This window comes from Sphingobacterium lactis (assembly GCF_011046555.1).
Taxonomy (GTDB): domain Bacteria; phylum Bacteroidota; class Bacteroidia; order Sphingobacteriales; family Sphingobacteriaceae; genus Sphingobacterium; species Sphingobacterium lactis.
This window is the reverse complement of sequence record NZ_CP049246.1, coordinates 3,073,919-3,099,551: the sequence shown is the minus strand read 5'-3', so window position 1 is coordinate 3,099,551 and position 25,633 is coordinate 3,073,919. Positions and strand designations below refer to the sequence as shown.

Below are 25,633 nucleotides of genomic sequence, written 5' to 3'. Positions count from 1 at the left end.
ATAATTAGAGTCCAACCTTAAGTGAGAATGTAAATTGTCGTGGCATAGGTAGGGCAACCCCTCCTGAGCTATAGAATTCGGGATCCTGTCCATTCAGTCGTGGATCCGCATAGATCAAAAACAGGTTGTTGGCCACGAGATTCAAGGATATATTCTTTAGCCCTGTACCCTGTAGGAATTTTGTAGGAAGGTTATAACCCAACGTAATCTGTTTCATGCGGATAAAACCACCATCGGCAATCCGTTCTGACGTGTAATTGTATGCATTGTACACTTGGTCGCCTGTTAGCCTGGAATTGGTCCTCGCTGTAGGGATGGATGGTGATAGTGCCTCATAGGGTAGGGTAAACCGATTGATGAAATCATGGGACATGGCATCCAGTTCGGAATAATAATTCCTATAGATGGGGTTCAGTCGGACCTTGTTACCGGCGCTATAGGTTACCAGAACACCGAGCTGTAAATTTTTATAGGTAAAATTGTTAAAGAAACCACCATTAATAGTCGGATCTACAGGCCCTTCATAATTCAAGTAATCGGTCTGTATGCTCTGCAGAAAGATGTTGTCGGAAACATCGCCACTCTGATTCACGTATAATGGTGTGCCCAATTCATCATTCAAGCGGACAAAATCGATGGAGAATAGGCTGCGGTGTGGGAAACCTTCTTTAGCTGCACCGACCGAGTTCACCAAGTTCCAAATATTCGGTTCGTTCCTTAAGTCCGTGATCCGGGTCCTGTTGAATGCATTGGTCAATTGAACCTTCCATTTCCAGTTTTCCGAATCGAAGATGGAGGCTTTCAAGAGCACTTCCAGCCCACGGGTCCGCATATTGGCATAATTGGCAAATTTCATGTGCTCCCCGCCAATTCCGGAGATAAAGAGTGGGCCGATTAGATCGAAGGCCTCCCGGTTGTAGAAATCCAGGACCACCTGGTAGCGGCGATTGAGAAAGGTCGCATCCAAACCAATATTGGTTTCATATTGCTTTTCCCAGGTGAGGTCTTTATTCTCGAGGTATTCCAATCGGATCACAGGCTCTTGGTCGGTTAACCGAGGTCGATTGACGGAGTTGGATCGCAAGACCAAACTCGCATTGGTGGCCGGTCCCATACTGGCCGTTAATCCATAGGTACCACGGAGCGCCAAGCTGTTGAAGAATTGCTGATCTTTCATGAAGGCTTCTTGATCGATGTTCCAGGAACCGGAAAGATTCCATGTCGGTAACCAGCGCGCCACTCGGCTTCGTCCCAATTGATTGGATCCATCATAGCGGTATGTTCCGCTGAATTGATACCGGCCGTCGTAGGAATAGGTGAGGTTCGAGGCGAAGGCCACAAAACGATCTTGAAAGACGTTCATTTTAAAGTAAGGAAAGTTGCTTTCTACATTCCTCGTAAACATCCTGGGGTCGATAAACGGAACCCCGCCTTTTTCAAATTGGTAACCATAGCCTATGGATTCTTTGGACATGCGGTCCAGGTACCTGATTTCCTGAATGCCAAAAGCTGTAAAATAATGCTTGTCGGTATGGAGGTCCCAATTCAAGCTGTTCCGGAGGTAAAAACTCTTCAAACCATTTTCGCTTGTGATATAGAAGCCACCATACGGCAGGGCTGTGGTCGGGCGTGCTTCAAGATTATTAAGGTTGCGATAGAGAAATCGATTCGCATCCGCAATGACAGCACTTTCATTGCCCGTGACATCATAATTGGTACCGGCACGATAGGCATTCGCCAAATTGGAATTCTCATAAATCTTATGTTCATTTCCCGTACTGGCATAGCGATAGGCACCAATGAAGTTGTATCGGATATTTTTTGGAAGTTTATAGTTGATCTCTCCCTGCACTTTTAGGTCCAACATCTTCAGGTCCATGTAATTCCTTTCCAATTCATGGAGGATATTAAATGGGGCGTAGTTCATGGTGACGAACTCATGGTTGCCATTTTCATCGTATGGTGCAATGACTCTGGAGGTATTCATGGCGTATGAAAAGGGGTTGATGTCAAAATCCCGAGACACAACGCCTGTGATGGGGTTGCTATCCTGTCCCAATGTTCCCGGTGCTCGTTGGTCACGGATGGATCCGGTCGTCAATAAGCCTAAGGTCAGTTTATCGGAAATGTTGTAATTGCCTCGGATATTTGCGGTGTACCTTCTGACGCCATTGGATTTCGCCCATCCATTGTCCTGCAGGAAGGAAGTGGAATAATACGTTTGGACCTTATCCGTACCGTTCGAGAAACTCAGGGAGTGCTCCTGCATCAGGGAATTGTTAAAAAGCGTATTGAACCAATCCGTATTCTGGCGGACATACCGACTCAAAAATTCCTCTCGGCCTTCATGGGTATTTTGCACGAGTGGTGTTCCATCTTCCCGCCAAGTAGTTAATGCCCGGGAAAGGTTGCCGAAAATTCCGGAGTTCATGTTGTTACGGATCAGGGCATAGTCAATGGCTCCTTTCCGTGCCAGCTCTGCATAGATGGACATCTGGTCATAGGAATTGAGGATATCAAATTGCGTATAGCTTGGCCGAAGGTAACTGGTCATGTTGTTTAGGTAAGAAACCGATTGTGTGCCGGCCTTTCCTTTCTTGGTGGTGATGATTATGACCCCATTCATGGCCCTCGCACCGTATAGAGATGTTGCGGCTGCATCTTTCAGGATTTCAAAGCTCTCAATGTCGTCTGGATTTATCCCTGCTACGGACGATCCGAGGAGGGTGTTCGCATCCCCAGTTGATAATTGGTCGTTTGAGATATTGACCACATCTTCGATGATAATACCATCGATTACCCATAGGGGTTTGTTGTCCCCGGTGATGGAGGTTGCCCCACGCACACGAATTTTGGGTGCAGCGCCAAAGGTTCCCGATACGTTCTGCATGGAAACCCCAGCCACCTGACCTTCGAGCATCCGAGAAACGTCAGGTACACCAAATCGCTGTGCATCCTCTGCTTTCACTTGCGTGGCTGCACCCGTAAAAATTCGCCTGTCTATATTTTGGAATCCTGTGGCTACGACATCTACCGCTTCAATGGCTTTGTCTTCCAGCGCCATGATTACGGTAATTTCAGAACGCCCTCCGATGGGTATCTCTTGCGTCCTGAAGCCCACAAAGCGGATGATTAGCGTTTCTGTTCCACTGGCTTGAATTTCGAAATTCCCATTCCGGTCGGTAGAGACACTCCGGGGTGTGCCCTTGACGACAACAGTTGCTGCCGATAAGGGCTGCCCAGAACTGTTTTTGACATGGCCTTTAACGATCAGTTGAACGGGCGTAGTTGCCGTTCTTGTACTGTCCGATACAGATCCGTGACGCGTGTGTGGATCGTGATGTTCATCCGTTCGGAATTTATGGTGCGATTTGCTTTTTGCTTGCAAGAGCGCGCTATACAATAGGAGCAGAAATAAAATCAAGATCCATTTTAAGGACTTTGGCGCCTCTTGGTTCAAACGGCCCAATAGCTGCATATATCTCTTTAGGTTAAGGTAGAAATACATAAATGATCATAATTAAGTTGATAAATTGGTTAATTTAATTTCTTGTAAAGCACATTTTGGTGCATGGTCAACTCTTGATAACGTCTACGGTGGTTTCATCAATACTGGTTTTAATCCCCTAATAAGTCTAATGGGAATGGTTTTAATTGGTTTTATTGTTGATTCATAGAAATATTTGTTAATTCAAACATTTCTAATTGTTAACAATAAATTAAAATTAGGGAACTAAAATTAAAATCTGATAAAAAAATATGACAATAATTCTGTTAATGTGTTGATTGTCTGAATGATGTATAGGTTTAGTGTGTTGTTTTTGGTATATTTTGCAGGTTACCGACGAAATTTCCGAATAATAATTTTTTTCTTTCGTGTTGTAAGTTTTACCAAAAGTTTGGTAACAAAAACATAATCAAGAAGGTTTTTTGGGGAAGGAATTCCAAGCCTGTTAAACAGAACATTTAGAAATAGCGCACTGGCGAGAAAATCTCAAAAGCAATTTCAAATAAAGCAAATGGAAGTAGAAAGAAAGGTAGTTGGTGAAGTGGAGAGAGAAGGGTAATTGATGGTGGATTTTAATCCTCTTCTGAGTTAAAATCATCACCATCAAATAAGAATTCATTAAAAAAGGAATTCAATTCTTGTGTTAGTTCTTCATCTTTAATCATAACATTTATCTTTTTTGTTTATCAAATATACCAGCGGGATTTAATTGATTCATTAAATCGGTGTTAAGTTTTTGTAAACATGTTGAATAGTCCTTTTAAATGCACCTGTATAGGGTTCAGGCATTTACGTATTTCTTTTTGCTGATTCTTGCTACGGACTCTTGAGCCCAATTGCGCGCATAATCATAAAGATTTGGGGATAGGTGCTCATTGAAAAGTGATCTGCCATTTGCAGGAATACCGTAGAAGTAAAGTATCGAATTTGGATAAGCGTTCCTTGCTTTCCCGTTCTCCAGGTCAATTTTGCCGGTTGCACAATTGTTCAGTCGAAGCTCGGAGATCATTCCTTTGGAACATAGGTTCGACAGCAGGGTATTGTTGTTCTTGTTCAGGTCACCTTTTGTTAGGCGACTATCGATCAGGTAATCAAATGTTTTGCTGATATAGTCATTGCTAATGATAAATTGGTCATCAGCCATTTCCACATTTGGCGTGTCAGAAAATAGGAAATTTATATAGCCGTCCTTCACTAGACAAAAGAGTTTTTCATTGACATCTCTTGTCGATCCGAAGCTAATGTGTCCAAAATAATTCATCCATTCCGTTAGGAATAAAATCTGTGATTCCTCATCAAATCCGATTTCCTCATGGAGTTGGATAATTTTGTAAAAGCCTTCCCTAAATGCACCAATCGCTGCACCCATGGGACTTTTCAGTTCGCCGCCCTTTGAATGCTGTAGGCAATACATGGAAAGATCCACGATAAACTCTTGGTAATGGGAGTCCGGTGGAACTTTGGAATACGCCAATGGATCAATCAGCGCGTTGATGGAAAAGATCTGTTCCCTGTCATAGTTTTCGATGAGATGGAGAATCTCCACATCCGAAAAATGGTTTGTATCGGGAAACTGTTCATAAAAGGCAATTTGACATTCCAGGTTCCAATCCTGCAGGATATCTTCTTTAAAATTTAAATGCCGCCCCAATTGCCGTAACCTGTCCATCCAAACCTCATCCATGATCTTGGGTACAAATTGGTGGCCCTCCCAAAAGATCCCGCGCGGCAGGGTCGGAAGGCTCCGCTTAGAAAATGGATATAATTTGGGCTCAAAACCTGAAGGCAGGTATTTGTATTCATTGTCCTGTTTATAGAATATGCCACCTCGTCCTTCCGTAAGATATAGTGCTACATCCGAAAAGGATAAGCCGATTCCCTGGACGGCCACTTCCTGTCTGGCCGGTATAAAATCCAATTTTTCCAATGGGTAGGGTTCCATGATGATGGACCCATTGGACTGAGCATCGCGGTAGGAATCCCTGGAAAATGAATGTCCGCTGGCGATCAACACCGATTCGTAGGTAAAGGGCATAGCACCTTTGTTCGTTGATAGGGTGAAATTATCTCCACGACGATCTACATCATCCACAGTAGCCTGCAGCATCTTGATATGGAGGCTAGGGGGGCACTGTTGGATAATCGCATGGAGTTGGTCCTTTAGATAGTGGCCAAATAACTCGCGTGAACAAAAATCTGATCTCTTGGGCATATCTTCCGAACGGCTATGTTCGCTAAGCCAATCGAATAGGGATACAGTTTTTAACATGCCACGCTCGGAAGTCTCTTTGCTATAGCAGGAGATGTTTCCAATACAATCATGTAAGGTAAATAGAGTTGGAATATCTTTGCTAAAGTAGGGGCCCGTTCCGAAAGTTTTGTCGGTATTGAACCAGTGAAGTTCAACATGTTCAATGGAATCAGCCATCATATAAGCCTCAACAAACTTAATCAGTGCAAATAAACCTTTAGGTCCAGCACCAACGAGGCCAATGTAGTGCATAGGAAGATCGGCCACGTAAATATCCGCAGGTTCTAGGATGTTATGATTTAACCATAAGTCCACTTCAGATGGGTCAATATGGGATGAATTCCAAATCATTGGATTTTATTAACTGTAAATGTGTACTCTATTATCTAGTTTATGCATTGGGAACATAAATTATGTAAAAAACTCGTCAGATGACAAAGTTCAATACATGACCCTTAATTTATTAACCAAAGCTATAAAAATACCACATGTATAAATGTGATATACATTACATAGTAAGTGTGATATAAGTTATTCTTTGGTAAAGAATAACTTATATTTTTTAAAAGGAATAAAACTGGATATTGTTTTATATAAGCTGATAAATTTTATGGCTCATCACCAGGGATCCTGGCGCAAATGCGCTGATCTGGTAAAATTAACTGCGATTATCCATTAATGATTTCAAAAGCTTCAGTCGCCAATTTAAAGCCCCTCAATCTTTTCTCATCATCATAAATGTAATTGGTAAACATAATTTCTTGGGCCTTTGTATTCTTGATAAGCACTTTTAATCCCTCGGCAATGGTCTGCGGAGTTCCGATAAGGGTGCTATCCATCATGTTGTCAACGGCCTGTTCAATTTCTTGAATACCTTCATAGATAGGTCTTTCTGTTGGCGGTGCCAACGGCATCCTGCGATTGGTTACTATTCCGGAAAAAAGATTGAACAGACTGGTGGCCAGGTGCTGTGCTTCTTCATCGGTATCTGCGGCGACAATATTGACGCAGGCCATAAAGTAGGGCTCTTGCAATTGCTCCGAAGGTTTGAAATGTGCATGATAGATTTCAGCGGCAGTTTCCAGCATGCGCGGTGCAAAATGTGCCGCAAAAGCGTAAGGCAAGCCTAATTCTGCAGCCAAAAATGCACTATCGGTGCTGGAACCCAAAATCCAGATCGGCACATCCTGTCCTTCGCCTGGGAAAGCACGCACCTTGGACGTGTAATTGTTCTTACTGAAAAACTGCTGCAGGGCAAGAACGTCGTCCTTAAAGTAAAAAGCGGTATTCAGGTTGTTGCGGCGCAAAGCCATGGCAGTAATCTGATCTGTTCCAGGTGCCCGTCCCAAACCCAAATCAATCCGACCTGGGTAGATGGCCTCGAGTGTTCCGAATTGTTCGGCGATGACCAAAGGGGCGTGGTTTGGCAGCATAATGCCACCCGAGCCGACGCGGATATTTTTTGTATGCCCGGCGATATGGCCAATGAGTACTGAGGTTGCTGAGCTCGCAATATGCTCCATATTGTGATGTTCGGCAAGCCACATCCGCGTGAAACCTAATTCATCGATATATTGTGCACCAACTGTAGCGCGTGCAATGGCGTCGCCAGCGGTTTTATTCTTGGTGATGGTTGCTAATTCTAAGGCAGAGTAATTGATTTTATTCATTCGGTAAAGATACATCCTAAATCGCTTTAGGATTGTAATCTGAATGTAGGGAATTATGGTTCCATTGTCAGAACACTTTTGCGGGATCACTTTTTATCCGCTTTTTTCATTCGATTTGATGCGCTTGCTAAATTTTATGTTATTCGATAAATAAAGGTAGGGTGCATATCCTAACATTTTATTTGAATAACTAAACATATATTGTCAATTTATAAATACATATTGGTAATTAATTTTAGCAGGCTAAAATTCTAACCGAATTTTCCGATTGAAAATTTTGCATTACGCCAAAAATTGTCCTTTTAAGGTGTTAAAAAGCTAAAAACCAGCTTTAAATCATTTAAACGCAGATTGCTTGATAAATCCCAAAATGACTAATTTCTTTGCTAAATTATGATAATTTTAATTTTAAAATTTAAATCACTATAAATCAATTTGTTATAATTGTGTATATTTTACAATATGCTAAATATTCTTTTTTTATTGCTAAAAATATATATAGCTTTGCAAGCAAAATAAAGCCTATATATGACAAAATTAATCAGTGTTCAATTGGAGGCCTTAGGTATAAGACCGGTAGGCCCCGTTTATTTCCAGCTACCCGTTCCCGAATTGGTAGAACATGCAATCAACAATAAAGATGCTGAGCTGAGTGAGACCGGCGCTTTATGTTTTAAAACCGGTATTTTTACCGGTCGCTCACCAGAGTCCCGTTTTTTGGTAAAAGATGCGGAAACTGCAGAGCAAATCAACTGGGGGAAGGTGAATAAACCGGTAAGCCCAGAATTGTTTGACCAATTATTGACCCGTGTTAGCCAATACCTGTCTAACATTCCTGTGTATGTACGTTCAGTTCAAGCTTGTAATCATAAAGATTATGCGCAGAACGTTCTTACCGTAACGGAAAATCCATGTCAGGATATTTTCGTGAACAACATGTTCATCAATATCGATGTCAACACCCAGGAGTCTGTCGATTGGACCGTCCTTGCGGCATCGCAATTGAAATTGGAAGATCATGAAGCCCTAGGCCTTCCGACTTCCCACTGTGTGGTTTTGGACCTAACTAGACATATTGTCTTGATTATGGGTACAGCCTATACCGGTGAGATCAAAAAGAGTATATTCTCGGCATTAAACTATTACTTACCGACCAAACATAATGTATTAACCATGCACTGTTCCGCAAATGTGGGCAAGGATAAGGATACAGCCTTGTTCTTTGGCCTATCAGGAACAGGGAAAACAACGCTATCATCTGACCACGGACGCTTACTGATCGGCGATGATGAGCACGCATGGACAGAAAATGAAGTATTTAACTTCGAAGGTGGATGTTATGCAAAAACAATTGGTTTGACGCAACAGCATGAACCACAGATTTTCAATGCAATCCGTTTCGGTGCGCTATTGGAGAACGTGAATTTTAAACCAGGTACGCGCGAAGTAGATTATAACGATAATAGCATTACCGAAAACATGCGCGCTTCTTATCCGATCGAGTTTTTGGAGAATGTCAATCCAAAAGGTTATGGAGATTCTCCGGAACACATTTTCTTCCTTAGTGCAGATGCGTTCGGTGTACTTCCTCCGATTTCCAAATTGACTCCAGAGCAAGCCATGTTCTACTTCATCAATGGGTATACAGCTAAGGTTGCCGGTACGGAGATGGGGGTAAAAACGCCTACAGCGACTTTCTCTGCATGTTTCGGCGCTGCCTTCATGCCTTTGCACCCAATGCGCTACGCAGAAATGTTGAAGCGTAAATTGGAGCAGAATCCAAATATCCAGGTATGGTTGGTGAACACAGGTTGGGTTGCAGGTCCATACGGCGTAGGACGTCGTATTCAGCTGTCCTATACCCGTCAGTTGATCCGTTCCGCAATGGATGGTCACCTATCGGAAGCAGGTTTCGAAAAACACCTTGTTTTTGACTTGCAGATGCCACGCGAATGCCCGGATGTACCAAGCAATATTTTAAGCCCGCGCAAAATGTGGGAAAATACCGAAGCATACGAAGAGATGGCGAACAAATTGAAAGCAATGTTCGAGGAGAACTATGCGCAATATTCGGTTGCTGAATTGGAAAAAGTTGTAGGTTAATTCTATACAGATGAGCATTCAAACCCTAGAGCAGTTTATTTCTGCTCAACAGATGCAATTTCCGCAGGCAAAAGGTGATTTTACCCGATTGCTGCAGGCCATTTCCTTGGCCGCAAAGATCGTTCACCGCGAGGTCAATAAAGCGGGCTTGGCAGATATCCTTGGTAAACAGGGAGAAACCAATGTCCAAGGAGAAGAACAGCAAAAATTGGATGTTTTTGCCGATAACCACTTTATGGATGCACTCCGTAAGGTAGGAGAGTGCTGTTACTTGGCATCTGAAGAACATGAAGAAGGAAAGGACCTGACGCAACAGAAACAATATGCTGTTGGCAAGTACATGGTTTATTTCGATCCATTGGACGGTTCGTCCAATATCGATTCCAATGTATCGGTTGGAACTATCTTCTCCATATACAGACGTGTAAGTACTGCTGATGGGATGGAAGATCGTGATTTTGAACAGAGCGGAAGAAGCCAGGTGGCGGCCGGTTATGTGATTTATGGGTCATCTACCATGCTGGTGTACAGCACGGGAAAAGGAGTCAATGGTTTTACATTGGATCCATCCATTGGTGAGTTCTGCTTATCGCATCCGCAATTGCAGATCCCTGAAGATGGCCGTACGTATTCCGTGAACGAAAGCAATTACAATCAGTTTTCACAAGCGATCAAAAACTATTTGCAGTTCTGCAAAGAAATCGATCCGAAAACGAAGCGTCCATATTCCTCACGGTATATCGGATCTTTGGTAGCTGATTTTCATAGGAACATGATTCAGGGCGGGTTATTCCTATATCCGGATACCTACAGTTATCCGAATGGGAAGCTGCGTTTGATGTACGAGTGCAATCCGTTGGCATTTATCGCTGAGCAGGCCGGTGGTCGTGCGTCAACCGGTACCATGCCGATATTGGATGTGATGCCGACCGAATTGCACCAGCGTGTGCCCCTGATCATCGGGAGCAAGAACATGGTGGAGTTGGTAGAGCAGTATATCCGTGAATTTTCAAAAGCGGAACCAACATTTGCTTAACATTTTCTTTATTTTGGTAAAAAATAAAGATCATGAAATTAATGTTGAGCGCTGTGGCGATTTGTCTGGCGAATGCCCTGACGGCGCAAGTGAAAATTCCCGAGTTCTTGGTCGGCGACTGGCAACAGGAGCAATCCAAGAATACGGAACACTGGGACTATATCAATACGAATGAGCTGAAAGGCTTTACATACCAACAGGATGCCAATGGGCAGATGCAGGTTCAAGAATACCTGCAGATAGCTCTTAAAGATGGCAAGTTGGTGCTGTCCGCGCAAGTGCTCGGGCAGAATAAAAACCAGATTGTGGAGTTTGTTGGGGCGATGGAGGGGCAAACATTGGTGTTCAGGAATGAGCAGCATGATTTCCCGAAAGAAATTGCCTATGAACAACTGAACGAAAAGCAAATGCGCGTGCGCATTGCGAATGAACAGAAAGCCCATAATTTAGTGTATAATAGGTCTAACACTCTTGCGCAAGCAAGAGCGTTGGACCCTGCACTAACCACATACGATGAAGCCTTGGCCAAGGAACTTGGCGCTGATGAGTATGGTATGAAATCTTATTTCTTTGTCGTTCTGAAAACGGGCGATAGTAAGGAGCAGGACAAGACCATTATCAATGAAAAGTTCAAGGGCCATATGGCAAACATCAAACGGTTGGTCGAAGAAGGAAAGCTGATCGTTGCAGGTCCTTTCCAAAAGAATGAAGATAATTACAGAGGGTTATTTATTTTGAATAACCTGCATACAGTTGAAGAAGTTAAAGAAGTATTGGAGTCCGATCCGGCCATTCATGCGGGTATTTTGTCATATAGCATTTATAAATGGTATGGATCGGCTGCTTTACCAACGTATCTTCCGAACGCTGCAAAAGTGTCCAAATCCAAATTCTAATACTAATTTTTATTTCTACCATTCAATCATTGGGTTGAATAAAAAAGGGGCCGATGTGAATCAGCCCCTTTATTTATGTGGATAGGTATCGATTAAATACCCATTTCCTTAATGATGAATTGTGCATTGTCAATTTTATCCGCAATCCATAATACATAACGGATATCGACACCAATGGAGCGGCTATAGCTTTCATTCCATGCAAAGTCATTAATCGTTGCATCGTAGGCACGGTCAAAATTGACCCCGATCAATTCCCCATGCGCATTCATGATAGGAGAGCCCGAGTTACCCCCTGTGGTATCCATATTGTACAATATGTTCACAGGCACATCGTTCAAATCTTTCTTCAGGTAGTTCCCAAAATTCTTGTCCAGCCAATTTTGCTTGATGGACTCCGGGTAGGTAAATTCCGGTAGCCCGGAGTTGCCTTTTTCAATGATACCTTTTACCGTAGTGAAAGGAGCCATGTAGCTTGCATCAACAGGGCTATATCCCTTGATATTTCCAAAGGTTAACCTCAAGGTCGAATTGGCATCTGGAATAAAGCTTTTGGATTGGAATTTTTCCTTAACCGCCACATAGTCGGCCATTAACTTATTCAGGTTTCCCTCTCTGCTTTTTTGTGTCGCCAAGAATGGGGTCATTTCTTGCGCCAGTTCTTTCTGAAGATCCATCAGCTCATCGTTGTAGGCTAGGAAAGTCGATGCATCTTTCAACTGATTGGCCGCAAAAGTCGGGAAATCGGTTAATTTGGAAGACGACAATACCTTATTGCTATAGGCAGCTGCTGCCTCTGCAGTTGACAGTTGATGTTTCTTTAGCAACGGCAATTGGTTGTTTGCCGGAAGATTCACCGCCTGTCCGAACATATGCGCTGCAATCTGTTTGTCCACCGCCAAATTATAACTTTCATGTAAGCCTAAAAGTTGTTTCTTGTAGTTCTCAACGTTGGCATCGAACAGCTGTTTGCGCTTTGCCGGGCTCTTCTCTGCCAAGAGTGCATCTTTGAAACTGTTTGTTAAACTGGCGAACTGTAAGCTGCGGATACCGGAGTAGATGTTATTGTACCACAATTCTTTTTCGGCATCTGCGAACACTTGCTCATAATGCTTGTCGATATCGGACATCAACGTTCCGTACTGTGCTTTTAGGGCAGCATCCTTTTCGATAAACTGCGCCAATTCCTGATCTTCCTTGATCTTGGTATTTACCAGGTCAATGTTGCGAAGCCCTTTCAATTTACCGCGGTAATTTTTCAGGACGTTTGCATTGCGTTTGATACGCGTGGCCAAGGCCAACTCCATCGCTTTATCGTCCTTGCCTGCCAATTCCATCTGTTGATTTTGGAAATCATACAGTTCGGAGGTGTAGGGAAGGAGGTATTTCTGTTGGTACTCGATATATTGTGCCGGGCGGTGACGGAAGGTCCTACCTGGATAACCCAAAATAAACACAAAATCGTTCTCATTGACGCCATTCGGATTTACCTTAAGGTGTTTCTTTGGTTTATAGGGCACATTCTCTTTCGCATATTTTGCAGACTTGCCATCAGGAGCTACATAAGCGCGCAGGAACGAGAAGTCACCCGTATGGCGAGGCCATACCCAGTTGTCCGTTTCTCCGCCAAATTCGCCGATGTTCTGTCTTGGAATATAGACCAATCGCACATCTTCGATGGTTTTGTATTTGAATAGGACATAGGTCTTACCGATGAACATCTCCGATACTTCCGCCTTGATGGTTGGATCTTTTGCTTCAGCTTCTTTCGCAAGGGCAATTCGCTTTGCGTTGATGGCATCGATCCGCTGCGCAGGGTCGGTCAGGTTCGCGGCAGCATCCAGGACCTGCTTGGAAACATCCTCATAGGAATCCGTAATCCGAATACTAAGACCTTTGGCTTCGATCTCCTGCTCGTGGGAGTTTGCCACAAATCCATTTTCCAGGTAATTGTGCTCCGGCGTCGAGGCCAGCTGAACGGCCGAGAATGCACAGTGGTGGTTGGTGATAATAAGTCCATTCGGAGATACAAAGGATCCGGAACAGCCACTCACCTGCACCAATGCATCCACTAAACCGATGCTGCCCGGGTTATAGATATCCTTCTCCGAAATTTTTAATCCTGCTTTCTTTAATCCCGCCTTACTTAATTCACTTAAGGGAAACATTCCCTCATCAGGAATGGCATTTGGAATGATAACCGTTCCTGTCGTCAGGAAAGCAGCCATTATACCAACTTTCAATAGATTTATCATAACAATAGATTTGATTTCAACCCCAAAAATAAGAAATGTTATGGGGAATGGGGAATTTCGGTGCAGAAGGTCTTCTGCCGAATTATTTAGCGTTCTGATAAATGCTTCCTATATTTGCATCAATATTTGGTGTTACACAGATTAATCAATTTTATAGGGGATTATTTCCTTGTGGAAATGAGGATTGGAAAAGGATAATTTCCGGTCTTCTGAGGTGAATTCCCGAGCAAACGAAAGATGAGAGAACGTTTAATTCAAAAGCTTGAGCAGATCAACAAGTGGCGGATGCAGAAGATTTCCAATCGAAATTTTTTAATCGTCTGCGCGTTTCTTGTGGGGATCGTGGGAGGTTTGGCGGCGGCACTTTTGAAAGGCATGACCCATTTTATTGCAGCCCTGCTTCAGGATGACATCGAGTGGCATTTTAAATATTCCCTCTACCTTATTTTCCCACTGGTGGGTATCTTCCTGAGCGTACTATATGTGCGTAAGTTTATGCCCGGAAAAAAGATGGAACATGGTATTACACCCATTATCTATGCCATTTCCCGGAAATCGAGCCGCATCAGCCCCAAGAATATCTATTCGCAGATCATCACTGCTGCCATCACGGTAGGTTCGGGTGGTTCATCAGGTCTGGAGGCACCCATTGCGTTCAGCGGATCGGCCATCGGATCAAATATCGGGCGTCTGTTCGGCTTGAGCTATAAGGAAGTCACCATGCTGCTCGCCTGTGGTGCAGCTGCGGGTATCTCAGGAGCTTTCAATAGCCCCATCGCGGGCATGATCTTCGCTATTGAAATCCTGCTGACCGAATTTTCCATTCCAGCTTTTATCCCTTTGTTGATATCTTCTGCTTTGGCAGCTGTAATTTCACGGATCCTGTATTCGGAACCACTTTTCCATACGGCAGCAACGGACTGGGAGGTGAAGTCTATATTTTTCTATATCCTGCTGGCTGGTTTGGTCGGATTATATTCGGTTTATTTTTCCAAGATCAGTAATGTGGTGAAAAATTGGTTCGCCAATATCAAGAATCCATATAATAAAGTGTGGTTCAGCGGTATTTCGCTGGGAATTATGATTTTTCTTTTTCCGGCATTGTATGGGGAAGGATATATTACGATCCAACAGATGTTGGATGGCCACTTCAATGCGATCGTTAAAAATTCGCTCTTTGCGGAATATCGCGAACTCGCCTGGGTGGTGGTGTGCTATACCGTTCTTACGCTGTTCGCGAAATCCTTCGCTTCGCTTTTCACCATCAATGGTGGTGGAAACGGTGGGGTATTCGGTCCCAGTCTGGTGATGGGCGGTCTGATCGGTTTTGCTTTTGCCTTCGGGGTAAATCAGACCGGTTTTATCCAATTGAATGTTCCCAATTTTGTGATGGCAGGCATGGCCGGCGCTCTGGCGGGAATTATGCACGCCCCATTGACCAGTATTTTCCTGATAGCCGAGATAACTGGCGGATATACCTTGATGGTGCCTTTGATGCTGGTGTCCTCGATATCCTATCTGATTAACCGCGGGGTCATGAAACACTCCATCTATACCAAGGTACTTGCCGAATCGGGCGACTTGATCTCGTATGAAGATAAGGACCGGACCGTTTTGAGCATGATGAAGCTGCGTTATGTTCTGGAGACCAATTTCGTGGTCCTTAGACCTACGGAAACACCATTGGATCGGCAATCGGATATCATCCATTCCAAGCGGAATATTTTTCCGATCGTTGATGAGAAGGGCAAATTGGTCGGTATCATTTATAGCGAACGGTTATTTTCCATCTTGTTGGGCGAGGAGGATGGCCGGGATAAAACATTTGCGGTGTTGGCACAGAAACCAAATGACATTATTCTGGAAAATGAACACATGGATGTTGTCATGTCAAAAATGAACAAGGAAGATGTGTGGATCCTTCCCGTAGTGAATGGGGATGACCATTACCTTGGATTTATTTCCAAATCATCGGTGTTCAATAAGTATAGGAGCTTATTGATACGGCAAGGGCAATATCTTGAATAATCAAAAATTAGAGCGCACAGCATACAAATGTCATCTCATAGCGAACTGCTTTAGGTGACATTTTTTATGGCCTTTCGGGAAACGTGTATTTACCTCTTTGCACACAGCAAGGATTGTCAGTTCGTAAATCAGTAAGCCTATCGGAATAGATACCGAAAGGTAGCCATGGATTTCATGGAGGCATTTGTGCCGGAAACTCCAACCTCAACTTCCAATGCATCTTGGTTTATCAAGTCGAATTGATACCCAAAGCCAAAGGATCGATGCAGACCAAAACCGTTAACATCGTTGACTTTCCAACCATCATCTAGGGTGATCTTTTTATTGTCATAACCCAAACCCAGTGAGCCGGACATGTAAAATTTATCAAAGTAATACCGCATCCCCAAATTGGCGGAAGCTACATGGTGATACCATTGGCCGCCTACGGTGTTAAAATAAGCTGCGTGGTTGATATTTTTAAAGGTTTGCTCATAATTCAGTGCTGCAAAGGCTGCCCAGTGAGAGTTGATTCTAAATTCGTACATCATATTGGCACCATAGCTAAAGCCCTGCAATTTATAATCATAGCCAATGGAAGGACCAATGCCAAAGGAAGACCTTTTCTCAGGAACTAAGGACTGCGCCGAAGCTGTCAGACTGGAGCCGAGGAGAAGCAATAAAATGCCGGATGTAAAAATTTTCATGATCGATTAATTAACTGATTGTATTCAGCAGTAAAAGTAAAACGATCGTTGTTGTAAATTTAGTTAATTAACACTTTTAACGTATTGGTGTTAAAATTTAATAATTTTAACATATGGAAAAATTTAAGGCTGTCTCGGATGCTTGTTGCTAACGATTTCTTTAGGTTATTTGATCAGTTTCTTGACGTCTGCTATCGAATCGATTTCATGGGGTAATTTGTCTCTTCGCCAGCGCAGTATCCTGGGAAATCGAAGGGCGACGCCGGATTTGTGCCGATTGCTCAACGCTATACCCTCAAAGGCGAGTTCAAAGACCAGCTCTGGTTTTACGGTGCGCACGGGGCCGAATTTCTCCAGCGAATTGGCGCGCACAAACTTGCTCACCTCGGCTATTTCTGTATTGTTCAATCCGGAATAGGCTTTGGCGATGGTCACCAATTGTTCGCCATCCCGGACGGCGAAAGTGTAATCCGTATAATGTCCGCTCCGTCGGCCACTCCCGCGCTGTGCGTAAATCAACACGGCATCTATGGTCATGGGATCCACTTTCCATTTCCACCAAAATCCTTTCTTCCGGCCCACCTGATAGGCCGAAGTTTTATCCTTCAGCATCAATCCTTCGGCATTGATGTCTCCGGAGTTCAGGCGGGTATCGACCAGCTCCTTCCAATCGGTAAAGATAATCTTTTCAGAAAGCATCAAGCGATCATCTTGGATATCCGAAAGTGTACGTTCGAGCATGGCCCTACGTTCGACGAGGGGAAGGTGCCGAATATCTTCGCGATCCAGCTCCAGCAGGTCAAAGGCAATAAACCGGATGGGAACCTCGACCATCATTTTCTTGCTGATGTTCTTCCTGTTCAACCTGCGCTGCAACTGGTTGAAATTCATGACGCCAGTACCGTCATAGGGCACAATTTCTCCATCGATGACCACATCCCGACGTACATTGGCCAAACTCTCCAGCAGTTCGGGGAACTGCTCGTTCACCATTTCCTCACCGCGCGACCAGATAAAGATTTCCCCATCCCGAACGATGATCTGTCCGCGGATACCATCCCATTTATATTCTACTTGCCAATTATCCGGGTCACCAAGACTATCGAGATCCTGGTTAAGTGGATTCGCTAAGCAAAAGGGGTAGGGACTGGATAGGCTGACGTTGATGTGTACTCCACGCACGAAGTCTGCAAAGCTGCTGTCCTCGGGTTCCCAATCCGACATGAGGCTATGGGCGACCAAATTGGCATCGCGGTCGTAATATTTCGAAAAGGCATTGATCAATGTTTTGGAAGACACACCTATGCGGAAGCTACTGCCGAGCAGTTTGTTGAAAACGAAGCGCTCGGTTTGTCCGAGATGCTGCCAGGCATGCACAATGAATTCTTTTGTTTCGGCTTCCGATTTTTCCTGAAGGGCAATGATCTCCCGCATCCATTGATCCAGACTTTTGTCGATGGATTGGTCTGCTGGCGGAATGATCAGGGCTATGGTTTCGGCCAGATCACCGACGGCTAGATAGCTTTCCTGGAAAAGCCAGTCGGGCACACCGCTCATCTCCATGGCCCATTGCCGCATCAGTGCGGTTTTCACGGTTCGACGGGGTCGCTTTCCGGTAAACAGACGGAGGAACCAATATTTATCAAGTTCTGACGAATCCTCCAGGAACCGTTCGATCGCCAGGATCTTGCTGCCCGTCTTGTTGGTACTATCCAACGCGTTGATTAATTCCGCTAAAACTTTCATCAGTTATTCTTTAGGTAAGGTTTCGTCCAACTCTTCCTCTGAACCAAATGCGGTGGTTATTTCCTCCGCTTCAACTCCCGATTCATTGAGATATCTGGAAAATTCCGATTTAAATCCATGCGTGACATACACTTTTTCTGCTTCGCAAGCCTTCACGGCGGTTAGCAGCCCCTGCCAATCGGCATGGTCACTGATAGCAAACCCCGCATCGGCCGAACGCCATCGCCGTGCGCCGCGAACCTGCATCCAACCCGAACAGATCGCTGTATAGGCACGAGGGATACCCTTCAGCATGTTGGAACCGAATAGCGATGGCGGCACAATAATGATTTCCCCTTCCAAGCCTTTGGGTTTATTGCTGAAATCCAGAGTCTGGTAGGATGGGAGTTGGATTCCCGAATCGGTGAATGCACGGTTTACCCGGTCAATGGCGTAATGCACGTACAGATCGCCCACACCTTCCAAGGCCTTCATGATACGCTGGGCTTTTCCCAAGGCATAGCCGATCAGGATGGACGTGATGCCATTCGCTTTGTTATCCTGCACCCAGTTCGCCATATTGGCATTGATCTGCGAGACAGGGAGCCAATTGTAAACGGGCAGCCCAAACGTACTTTCGGAGATAAACTCATGGCAGCGCACAGGTTCAAAAGGGGTGCAGAGCCCATCATCCTGAATTTTATAGTCACCGGACGCCACTGCAATTCGACCCTTATATTCCATGCGGACCTGTGCTGAGCCCAGAATATGGCCCGCCGGATGTAAGGAAACTTTCACGTTGTTGATGGTTATCGGTTGGTTGTATTCAATCGCCTGAACCTGAATATCCGATCCCAACCGCAACCGCAGAATGGGCTCAGTCAGTTTCTGGCACAGGTACTTCTTCATGCCGACCCGCGCATGATCCGAGTGGGCATGCGTGATAATCGCATAATCCACAGGCAGCCAGGGGTCAATGTAGAAGTTTCCCTGAGGGCAATATATTCCTTCACGTCTAAATTCCAGCATGGGCGTCGTTTAAGAACATAACAGCTAGAATTGGAATTAGTTCGTTGGGAAGGAGTGGAGGGCTGGTGCGAAATATTTTATCAGCGATTGGCGGCCTGTTGCAAAACACGTGCGTTAGGAGTGGTCAGGGTACAGCCCTTGGGCACAAGAGATCCACTTCACATACCCCGCCGCACAACTCTTGCGCCAGCAATTCTGCAAAACACGTGCGCTAGGGGTGGTCAAGGTACAGCCCTTGGGCACAAGAGATCCACTTCACATACCCCACCGCACAACTCTTGCGCCAGCGATTGGCCACCCGCTGCACAACTCTTGCGCCAGCAATTGACCCTCCGCAAATGTGCCACAAATTGTCCAAACGCCTTATTCCCTCCAATATCCCCCTCAATTCCCCCTTTCTATCACAAATCTCATATCTCACATCTCATTACTAAAAAAATTAGTAACTTTGCTATATCACACTAAAATATTGAGCAGATGTTTGGATTTGATGATAAGTTGAAGATTTTAGCGGATGCTGCAAAATACGATGTCAGCTGCAGCTCCAGTGGGGGAAAGCGGAAGAATACCAATGGAATAGGGGATTCTTCGGCGAGTGGTATCTGCCACACCTATACCGAAGATGGTCGATGTGTTTCCCTGTTAAAGATCCTGATGACAAATTATTGCATCTATGATTGCTCTTTCTGTGTGAGCCGACGGAGCAATGATGTGCAACGTGCTGCATTTTCTGTTAAGGAGGTCGTGGATCTGACGATGAATTTCTACCGCAGAAACTATATCGAAGGGTTGTTCTTGAGTTCGGGTATTTTTAAATCTGCAGATTATACGATGGAGCGGTTGATGCAGGTGGTGAAGAAATTACGGATGGAGGAGCGCTTCAATGGGTATATCCATCTCAAAGCTATTCCTGGCGCTAGCGAGGGGCTGTTGAAGGAGGCCGGATTGTATGTGGACCGGATGAGTGTCAACTTGGAGATACCCACCGAGGAAGGCTTGAAATTGGTGGCTCCGGAAAAGGATCATCAATCTGTGCGCGAACCGTTGGCGATTGTGAAGAATGAGATCAAGGCTGTCCAGCGTGATAAAAAGCTGTTCAAAAAAGTTCCGCTGTTTGTGCCCGCCGGACAGAGTACGCAAATGGTTATTGGCGCAACGCCGGAGAACGATCTGCAGATTATGGAAACAGCGAATGACTATTACAAGAACTTTAACCTGAAACGGGTTTATTATTCGGGGTATATTCCCATCAATGCCCAAGACAGTACCCTTCCGCAGGTTGGGACGGCACCACCATTGGTGCGTGAGAACAGACTCTATCAAACCGATTGGCTATTGCGGTTCTATGGTTTCTCGCTCCACGAGATCTTGAATACCAACCATCAGCATCTGGAACTCGAAATAGATCCAAAGTTGTCGTGGGCATTGCGCAATCCACAGTATTTCCCCATTGACATCAATACGGCCGATTACCAATGGATCATCCGCATACCTGGAGTTGGTCGGCAGTCGGCACGCAAGATTATTGCAGCACGGAAATACGGGCGGCTTAAGGAATTTCAGTTGCGCAAGTTGGGGATTGCCTTCAACCGCGCCAAATATTTTATGATCTGTCAGGACAGTCTCGTGAATCCCGGATTTATGTATCCCGAGAACATCCGCAAGGCTTTGGTCGATCCCAATCCAAAACCGCAGTTGGTCGCTTCTGTTTCACAATTAACCTTATTCTGATGTATTACCTATTTGATGGCAGCTTTCATGGCTATTTATGCTGTGTGTTTGAATCCTTTGAACGAAAAGAATTTGATGCGGAACCCATTACGTCGGCTATGCAGCGGCCCAGTATCTTCTATTCGAGCAGGGAAATTGCCACGGACAACCAGAAGGCCGATCGCATCCTGCAGGCGCTGGAAAAGAAAATTGGTAAAAAGGATATTGCGTTGTTCTACCACAATTTCCTCGCAGATGATGCCGCAGCTTGGCTGAATGGTTTCCAGCTCTTGGTTGCACTATTCCAACAGCAAAATGTGGAAGTTCGGAATTATGGGGATCCAAAAGTCCTGCTGATGCACCAAACCATTAAGAAGGTCAGTCGGGAAAGACACCGCATGAAGGCTTTCGTGCGATTCGTGAAATCAGCAGATCAGATCTATACCGCATTAGTTGACCCAGATTTCAATGTGCTCCCTTTGGTCACGCGGTTCTTTAAGGATCGATTTGCCGATCAATCCTGGCTGATCTATGACCTGCGCAGGAATTATGGATTTTTCTACGATCGGAAATCGGTTATTGAGGTCACCAATGCTATCGAAGGCGATGTGCAGGATCCCTATGCCTTTGAGGTAGACTTGGACCCTCGGGAATTGGAATTCCAGCACCTGTGGCAAACCTATTTTAAGAGTACAAATATCGAAGCACGAAAGAACATTAAGCTCCATCTGCGGCATGTGCCGAAAAGATATTGGAAATACCTGGTGGAGAAAAGGAGCGCATCTGTCTAGCAATGGAATTATTTTTGGATTTAAAAGAAAAATCTTAGCTGATATTCCAGTTAAAAAACTTATATTTAGCGTGTTAAGTCAAATTTAAAGGTTAATTTCCTCATTTCACAGATTTTAGGAAAAACCTAAAATTAATCCCTTTTTCATCGTATTTCATCAACGCCAACACGCTCTGGCGTTATCATCTTTTTATACTTTTCGTAAATATAGTATTCATTTCGTAATGCAGTAATTCTGGTAAATCCTGCTTGGCGATGGCCTGGACCTTGTCTGAGGTGCGTCCGAGGTGCGAGCGTGGTCCAACCGCCCTGCGTACGTGTCTATAGGCACGCTCTCACCACGGTCTCAGTACGCTCTCACCACGCTCTCATGTCGAACAAGGTCCAACCCTAGTAAAACCCATTTTTTGGACAAAAGCAATAAATTCAGTACCTAAAACTTCCTTTTTTATGCGTTTAGGATGGATGTTGACGGCATGCAAGACAAAATTGATACCCAATAACCAAAATGGATCAAAAGGTGCTTTTGTGTTAATATTGCGCGTATAGGGTGCTGCTTTTCTTATGTGCTTCTCTGGATTGGGGAATTCTAGAGTTTTAGGGGTATTTATTTGCTTAATAGTTTAATTTTGCCTATATTTGTAACTCATTAATTCTTGAACTGCAGAATCTAAACCGATATTCTGCGATAAAAATCCCAAAAGATTGATTGAAGTAAGTGTAGTTGGTGGTGGAAGTTGGGCTACTGCTATTGTAAAGATATTAACTGAAAATGAGAACCCAACACATTGGTACCTGAGACGAAAAGACCAGGTCAAGGAAATACGCGAAAAGGGCATCAACCCTGATTATCTCGCACAAACCAAATTGGACACACGATTCGTCCATCCGAGCAGCGACCTACAAGAGGTCGTGTCAAAATCCCAGATCATCATATTTGCCGTTCCCAGTGCTGCGCTTCCCCTTGTGGCAGCCGAATTAGATGCGACTGCCTTAGCGGATAAAATCGTCCTTTCCGCAGTGAAAGGGACAGTTGGCGAAGGTTTGGGGAGTGCGGCTGCTTATCTGAAAAAATTCTTTCAGATACCAAATTCTCGAATGGCCTGCATCGCAGGGCCCTGCCATGCGGAAGAGATTGCAGCAGATAAGACAACTTACCTTACCCTATCCAGCACCAATGATAAATTGGCAGACATGCTTTGGCCAATTTTTCGCCGCCCCTATGTCCACGTACGCACGAACAGTGACCCAACAGGAGTCGGGTATGCTGCAATTTACAAGAATGTATTGGGCATAGCCAGTGGTATGGCGGATGGCCTGGGATATGGTGATAATTTCCTGGCGGTATTGGTCAGCAATGCGATGAAGGAAATGGATAAGCTCTTGAACAGTATGGCTGGAGAAGAAACATCCATGTTGAATTCAACCTACACCGGCGACCTATTGGTGACGGGCTATTCGGATAAAAGCCGGAACCGCCAGTTCGGGAGGTTAATTGCCCAAGGTGATTCTGCCGATCAAGCTATTGAAAGACTGGGCATGGTGGCCGAGGGGCATCGAGCTGCGGCAGGATTGTATGCCTATGCGCAGGCAAATGAACTGCATCTGCCTATCCTGTCCACAGTCTATCACATACTATATACGAATCGCTCAGTGGATGCTGAGTTTAAAACTTTAGAGGAAAATTTAATATGATGCTATTAGCTACAGATTTAGATGGAACATTCCTGGGGGGCAAGATGGAGGATCGGTTACGGCTCTATCAGCTCATCAAGGAAAATAAACATATACAATTGGTTTTTGTTACCGGTAGGGGGATTGAATCCGTCATTCCATTGTTGAATGACCCAACCATACCTCGGCCAGACTATGTCATCGCAGATGTTGGGGGGACCGTCAGTGATGGTCATTCCTTAGCGGCTATCGATGCCATCCAGCACGAAATAGAGGACAATTGGCCTTCTGTGTACGAATTGCAGGAAGCCTATGCGAATATTCCCGGACTGGTTTATCAGCGCGTGCCACAACAGCGCCGTTGTTCTTACTTTTACGATGCCAGTACCGATTTGGCGCAGGTACGTCAGATTGCAGCGGAAAAAGGTTGTGACGTGATTACATCCTTGGATAAATATCTGGATATCCTACCGAAAGGGGTGAACAAGGGAAGTACCCTGAAAAAATTGGTCGCTCATTTGGATGTTCCCACAGATCGCGTGCTCGTTGCTGGCGATACGCTCAATGATCTTTCCCTATTCGAAACCGGATTTGAGGGTGTGGCCGTCGGGGAAGCTGAAGGAGCCCTTTTGGAGGCTACGGCAGCTCTTCCCAACGTTTACCACGCAAAGCAGGCCGGTGCCGGCGGGATTTTAGAAAGTATGGAACGGCATGAACGCTTCAGCGATTATGTGCAAAGTACTATAGCCCCGCCTCTTGCGCTCAATGCATCGGACGAGCGCCAATTGATTATGGTTTACCACCGCTTGCCGTATGAGCGCAAAATGGTGGACGGAAAGTTACAGCAGGTACCGCCTCAGAGTCCCAATGGGATAATCCCGTCGTTGCTTGGCTTATTCGAACAGGGACGACCTGGCGTGTGGATAGGGGAAGAGGTTGCGATGGAAGACGGGCCGGCAGAGGAACGGCAACAGGTGGATCCCGCACGTTATCCCAACCTGGATGTATCTGCGATCTCGCTATCCCAAAAGGATATCGACCAATTCTACCGCGTATTTTCCAAGGAGGCATTCTGGCCAACGATATTCTCCTTTGTGGACAAGGCCAAATTCAACCATAAGGACTGGAAGCATTACCTCAAAATAAATCAGTTATTTGCGGAACGCATCGCCCGGGAGGCAGATCCCGAAGCGCTGGTCTGGATCCATGAATATAACCTCTGGATGGTGCCTTCCTTCCTCAGGATGCTGCGCCCAGATCTGAAGATCGGGTTCTTTCACCATACAGCATTTCCGGCCGCTGATATCTTCAATACCATTCCTTGGCGACGAGAAATTATCGGTAGCCTATTGATGTGCGATTTTATCAGTTTCCATATCCCTAGGTATGTCGAGAATTTCATCGATGTCCTTCGCAGCCATACACCGTTCAAGAAACTCAAAACGGTAAATGTATCCAATCAGTTTCTGACCTACAGCATGGCATTGGGTGTGGAGCATATGACCAAGGTCATCTCGGTTGAGGGGCGTCAGATTCGCTTGGGCGCCCAACCCGTGGGGGTAAATTTTGAATTGATCGATCGCTTGCTCAAAAAAGATTCGGTAGCCAAGCGCATAGAAAATTTCAAGGCGGCTGCTGGTGATGGTAAAAAGCGCATCGTGTCCATTGAACGGATGGATTATGTGAAGGGACCGCTGGAAAAGGTACTCGCATTCGGCGAGTTTCTGAAAGAGCACCCTGAATTTCAGGGCAAAGTCGAACTGATCAATGTCTGTACACCACCATCCAAGGGCATGCGGATTTACGATAAGATACGCGACCAGGTGAATCAAGCGGTTGGTGAAATAAATGGAAAATATGCTACGCTGGATTGGACGCCCATACAGTACTTCTTTCAGGCCCTTCCTTTTGAGGAGGTCCTGGTTCAATATGCGCTGGCGGATGTGGCTTGGATTACACCACTCCGCGATGGTTTGAACCTCGTATCAAAGGAGTTTGTGGCCACGCAGGGCATCCTGAATCAAGCTGGTGTTCTTGTCCTCTCTGAATTTGCTGGCGCATCTGTAGAACTGCCATACTGTGTCCCGACAAATCCCTATGACCGACGGAGCATGACCGAATCGCTCTACCAGGCTTTGGTCATGGAAGAGGAGGAAGCAAGTATCCGTATCAAAAGGTCCTTTCAGCAGATCAAGCACTATGATATTCATTATTGGGGGCAGGATTTTGTCGAAGAACTAGAACATAGCAATCAAACTATCGAACAATAAAA

Annotated in this window: 15 protein-coding genes; 8 read left to right on the top strand and 7 right to left on the bottom strand. The window is 45.0% G+C overall.

Going from position 1 to position 25,633, the window contains the following annotated elements; all coding sequences use genetic code 11:
- Positions 1-4: 4 nt before the first annotated feature.
- The 3 genes from G6N79_RS13520 to G6N79_RS13510 form a co-directional block, all read right to left on the bottom strand.
- Positions 5-3,508 (bottom strand): SusC/RagA family TonB-linked outer membrane protein, encoded by a 3,504-nt coding sequence (locus G6N79_RS13520; RefSeq protein ID WP_103905227.1) that lies wholly within the window; start codon positions 3,506-3,508, stop codon positions 5-7.
- Between the two features lie 781 nt (positions 3,509-4,289).
- A complete protein-coding gene (locus G6N79_RS13515) occupies positions 4,290-6,110 on the bottom strand; it encodes an FAD/NAD(P)-binding protein (RefSeq protein ID WP_103905228.1) in 1,821 nt (606 codons plus the stop codon).
- A gap of 317 nt (positions 6,111-6,427) precedes the next feature.
- Positions 6,428-7,429, bottom strand: a complete 1,002-nt coding sequence (locus tag G6N79_RS13510) for an LLM class flavin-dependent oxidoreductase (RefSeq protein ID WP_103905229.1) — start codon at positions 7,427-7,429, stop codon at positions 6,428-6,430.
- Positions 7,430-7,957: 528 nt separating this feature from the next.
- Here G6N79_RS13510 and pckA point away from each other — a divergent pair.
- Genes pckA through G6N79_RS17575 form a run of 3 tightly spaced genes read left to right on the top strand, consistent with a single transcriptional unit; the run spans position 7,958 to position 11,464 of the window.
- Positions 7,958-9,532, top strand: coding sequence for a phosphoenolpyruvate carboxykinase (ATP) (gene pckA, locus G6N79_RS13505; RefSeq protein WP_103905230.1), 1,575 nt, complete (start codon positions 7,958-7,960; stop codon positions 9,530-9,532).
- Between the two features lie 10 nt (positions 9,533-9,542).
- Positions 9,543-10,568: a class 1 fructose-bisphosphatase gene (gene fbp, locus G6N79_RS13500; protein ID WP_103905231.1), complete on the top strand. Its 1,026-nt coding sequence runs from the start codon at positions 9,543-9,545 to the stop codon at positions 10,566-10,568.
- Between the two features lie 32 nt (positions 10,569-10,600).
- Positions 10,601-11,464, top strand: coding sequence for a DUF6265 family protein (locus G6N79_RS17575; protein ID WP_200818756.1), 864 nt, complete (start codon positions 10,601-10,603; stop codon positions 11,462-11,464).
- Between the two features lie 92 nt (positions 11,465-11,556).
- On the opposite strand, the gene G6N79_RS13490 is transcribed toward G6N79_RS17575, so the two are convergent.
- Complete coding sequence (locus G6N79_RS13490) at positions 11,557-13,692, bottom strand: S46 family peptidase (RefSeq protein ID WP_394341696.1); 2,136 nt, start codon at positions 13,690-13,692, stop codon at positions 11,557-11,559.
- A gap of 264 nt (positions 13,693-13,956) precedes the next feature.
- On the opposite strand from G6N79_RS13490, the gene G6N79_RS13485 reads away from it, so the two are divergent.
- Complete coding sequence (locus G6N79_RS13485; RefSeq protein ID WP_103905234.1) at positions 13,957-15,747, top strand: chloride channel protein; 1,791 nt, start codon at positions 13,957-13,959, stop codon at positions 15,745-15,747.
- Between the two features lie 137 nt (positions 15,748-15,884).
- Here G6N79_RS13485 and G6N79_RS13480 read toward each other — a convergent pair whose 3' ends face one another.
- From G6N79_RS13480 to G6N79_RS13470, 3 genes are all read right to left on the bottom strand, one after another.
- A complete protein-coding gene (locus G6N79_RS13480; RefSeq protein ID WP_103905235.1) occupies positions 15,885-16,433 on the bottom strand; it encodes a hypothetical protein in 549 nt (182 codons plus the stop codon).
- A gap of 165 nt (positions 16,434-16,598) precedes the next feature.
- Positions 16,599-18,179, bottom strand: coding sequence for an ATP-dependent DNA ligase (locus G6N79_RS13475; protein WP_103905236.1), 1,581 nt, complete (start codon positions 18,177-18,179; stop codon positions 16,599-16,601).
- Between the two features lie 3 nt (positions 18,180-18,182).
- A complete protein-coding gene (locus G6N79_RS13470) occupies positions 18,183-19,187 on the bottom strand; it encodes a ligase-associated DNA damage response exonuclease (protein WP_103905237.1) in 1,005 nt (334 codons plus the stop codon).
- A 477-nt stretch (positions 19,188-19,664) separates the two neighbouring features.
- Here G6N79_RS13470 and G6N79_RS13465 point away from each other — a divergent pair, with 477 nt between their 5' ends.
- The 4 genes from G6N79_RS13465 to ggpS all read left to right on the top strand — a co-directional run bounded on the left by G6N79_RS13465 (position 19,665) and on the right by ggpS (position 25,631).
- Positions 19,665-20,918: a putative DNA modification/repair radical SAM protein gene (locus tag G6N79_RS13465; protein WP_103905238.1), complete on the top strand. Its 1,254-nt coding sequence runs from the start codon at positions 19,665-19,667 to the stop codon at positions 20,916-20,918.
- Entirely contained in the window at positions 20,918-21,688 is a 771-nt protein-coding gene (locus G6N79_RS13460; RefSeq protein ID WP_103905239.1) for a TIGR03915 family putative DNA repair protein, read from the top strand. Before G6N79_RS13465 ends, G6N79_RS13460 begins: the two co-directional genes overlap by 1 nt.
- Before the next feature lie 704 nt (positions 21,689-22,392).
- Positions 22,393-23,382: an NAD(P)H-dependent glycerol-3-phosphate dehydrogenase gene (locus G6N79_RS13455; RefSeq protein ID WP_103905240.1), complete on the top strand. Its 990-nt coding sequence runs from the start codon at positions 22,393-22,395 to the stop codon at positions 23,380-23,382.
- Positions 23,379-25,631, top strand: coding sequence for a glucosylglycerol-phosphate synthase (gene ggpS / locus G6N79_RS13450; protein ID WP_234993153.1), 2,253 nt, complete (start codon positions 23,379-23,381; stop codon positions 25,629-25,631). Before G6N79_RS13455 ends, ggpS begins: the two co-directional genes overlap by 4 nt.
- Positions 25,632-25,633 lie beyond the last annotated feature (2 nt).

Bases quoted from the DNA above. Each gene is read 5' to 3' on its own strand.
- G6N79_RS13485 (WP_103905234.1), top strand. From the start codon at position 13,957: ATGAGAGAACGTTTAATTCAAAAGCTTGAGCAGATCAACAAGTGGCGG.
- pckA (WP_103905230.1), top strand. From the start codon at position 7,958: ATGACAAAATTAATCAGTGTTCAATTGGAGGCCTTAGGTATAAGACCG.
- fbp (WP_103905231.1), top strand. From the start codon at position 9,543: ATGAGCATTCAAACCCTAGAGCAGTTTATTTCTGCTCAACAGATGCAA.
- G6N79_RS17575 (WP_200818756.1), top strand. From the start codon at position 10,601: ATGAAATTAATGTTGAGCGCTGTGGCGATTTGTCTGGCGAATGCCCTG.
- G6N79_RS13515 (WP_103905228.1), bottom strand. From the start codon at position 6,110: ATGATTTGGAATTCATCCCATATTGACCCATCTGAAGTGGACTTATGG.
- G6N79_RS13490 (WP_394341696.1), bottom strand. From the start codon at position 13,692: ATGGCTGCTTTCCTGACGACAGGAACGGTTATCATTCCAAATGCCATT.
- G6N79_RS13470 (WP_103905237.1), bottom strand. From the start codon at position 19,187: ATGCTGGAATTTAGACGTGAAGGAATATATTGCCCTCAGGGAAACTTC.
- G6N79_RS13510 (WP_103905229.1), bottom strand. From the start codon at position 7,429: ATGAATAAAATCAATTACTCTGCCTTAGAATTAGCAACCATCACCAAG.
- G6N79_RS13460 (WP_103905239.1), top strand. From the start codon at position 20,918: ATGTATTACCTATTTGATGGCAGCTTTCATGGCTATTTATGCTGTGTG.
- G6N79_RS13480 (WP_103905235.1), bottom strand. From the start codon at position 16,433: ATGAAAATTTTTACATCCGGCATTTTATTGCTTCTCCTCGGCTCCAGT.
- G6N79_RS13475 (WP_103905236.1), bottom strand. From the start codon at position 18,179: ATGAAAGTTTTAGCGGAATTAATCAACGCGTTGGATAGTACCAACAAG.
- G6N79_RS13465 (WP_103905238.1), top strand. From the start codon at position 19,665: ATGTTTGGATTTGATGATAAGTTGAAGATTTTAGCGGATGCTGCAAAA.
- ggpS (WP_234993153.1), top strand. From the start codon at position 23,379: ATGATGCTATTAGCTACAGATTTAGATGGAACATTCCTGGGGGGCAAG.
- G6N79_RS13520 (WP_103905227.1), bottom strand. From the start codon at position 3,508: ATGTATTTCTACCTTAACCTAAAGAGATATATGCAGCTATTGGGCCGT.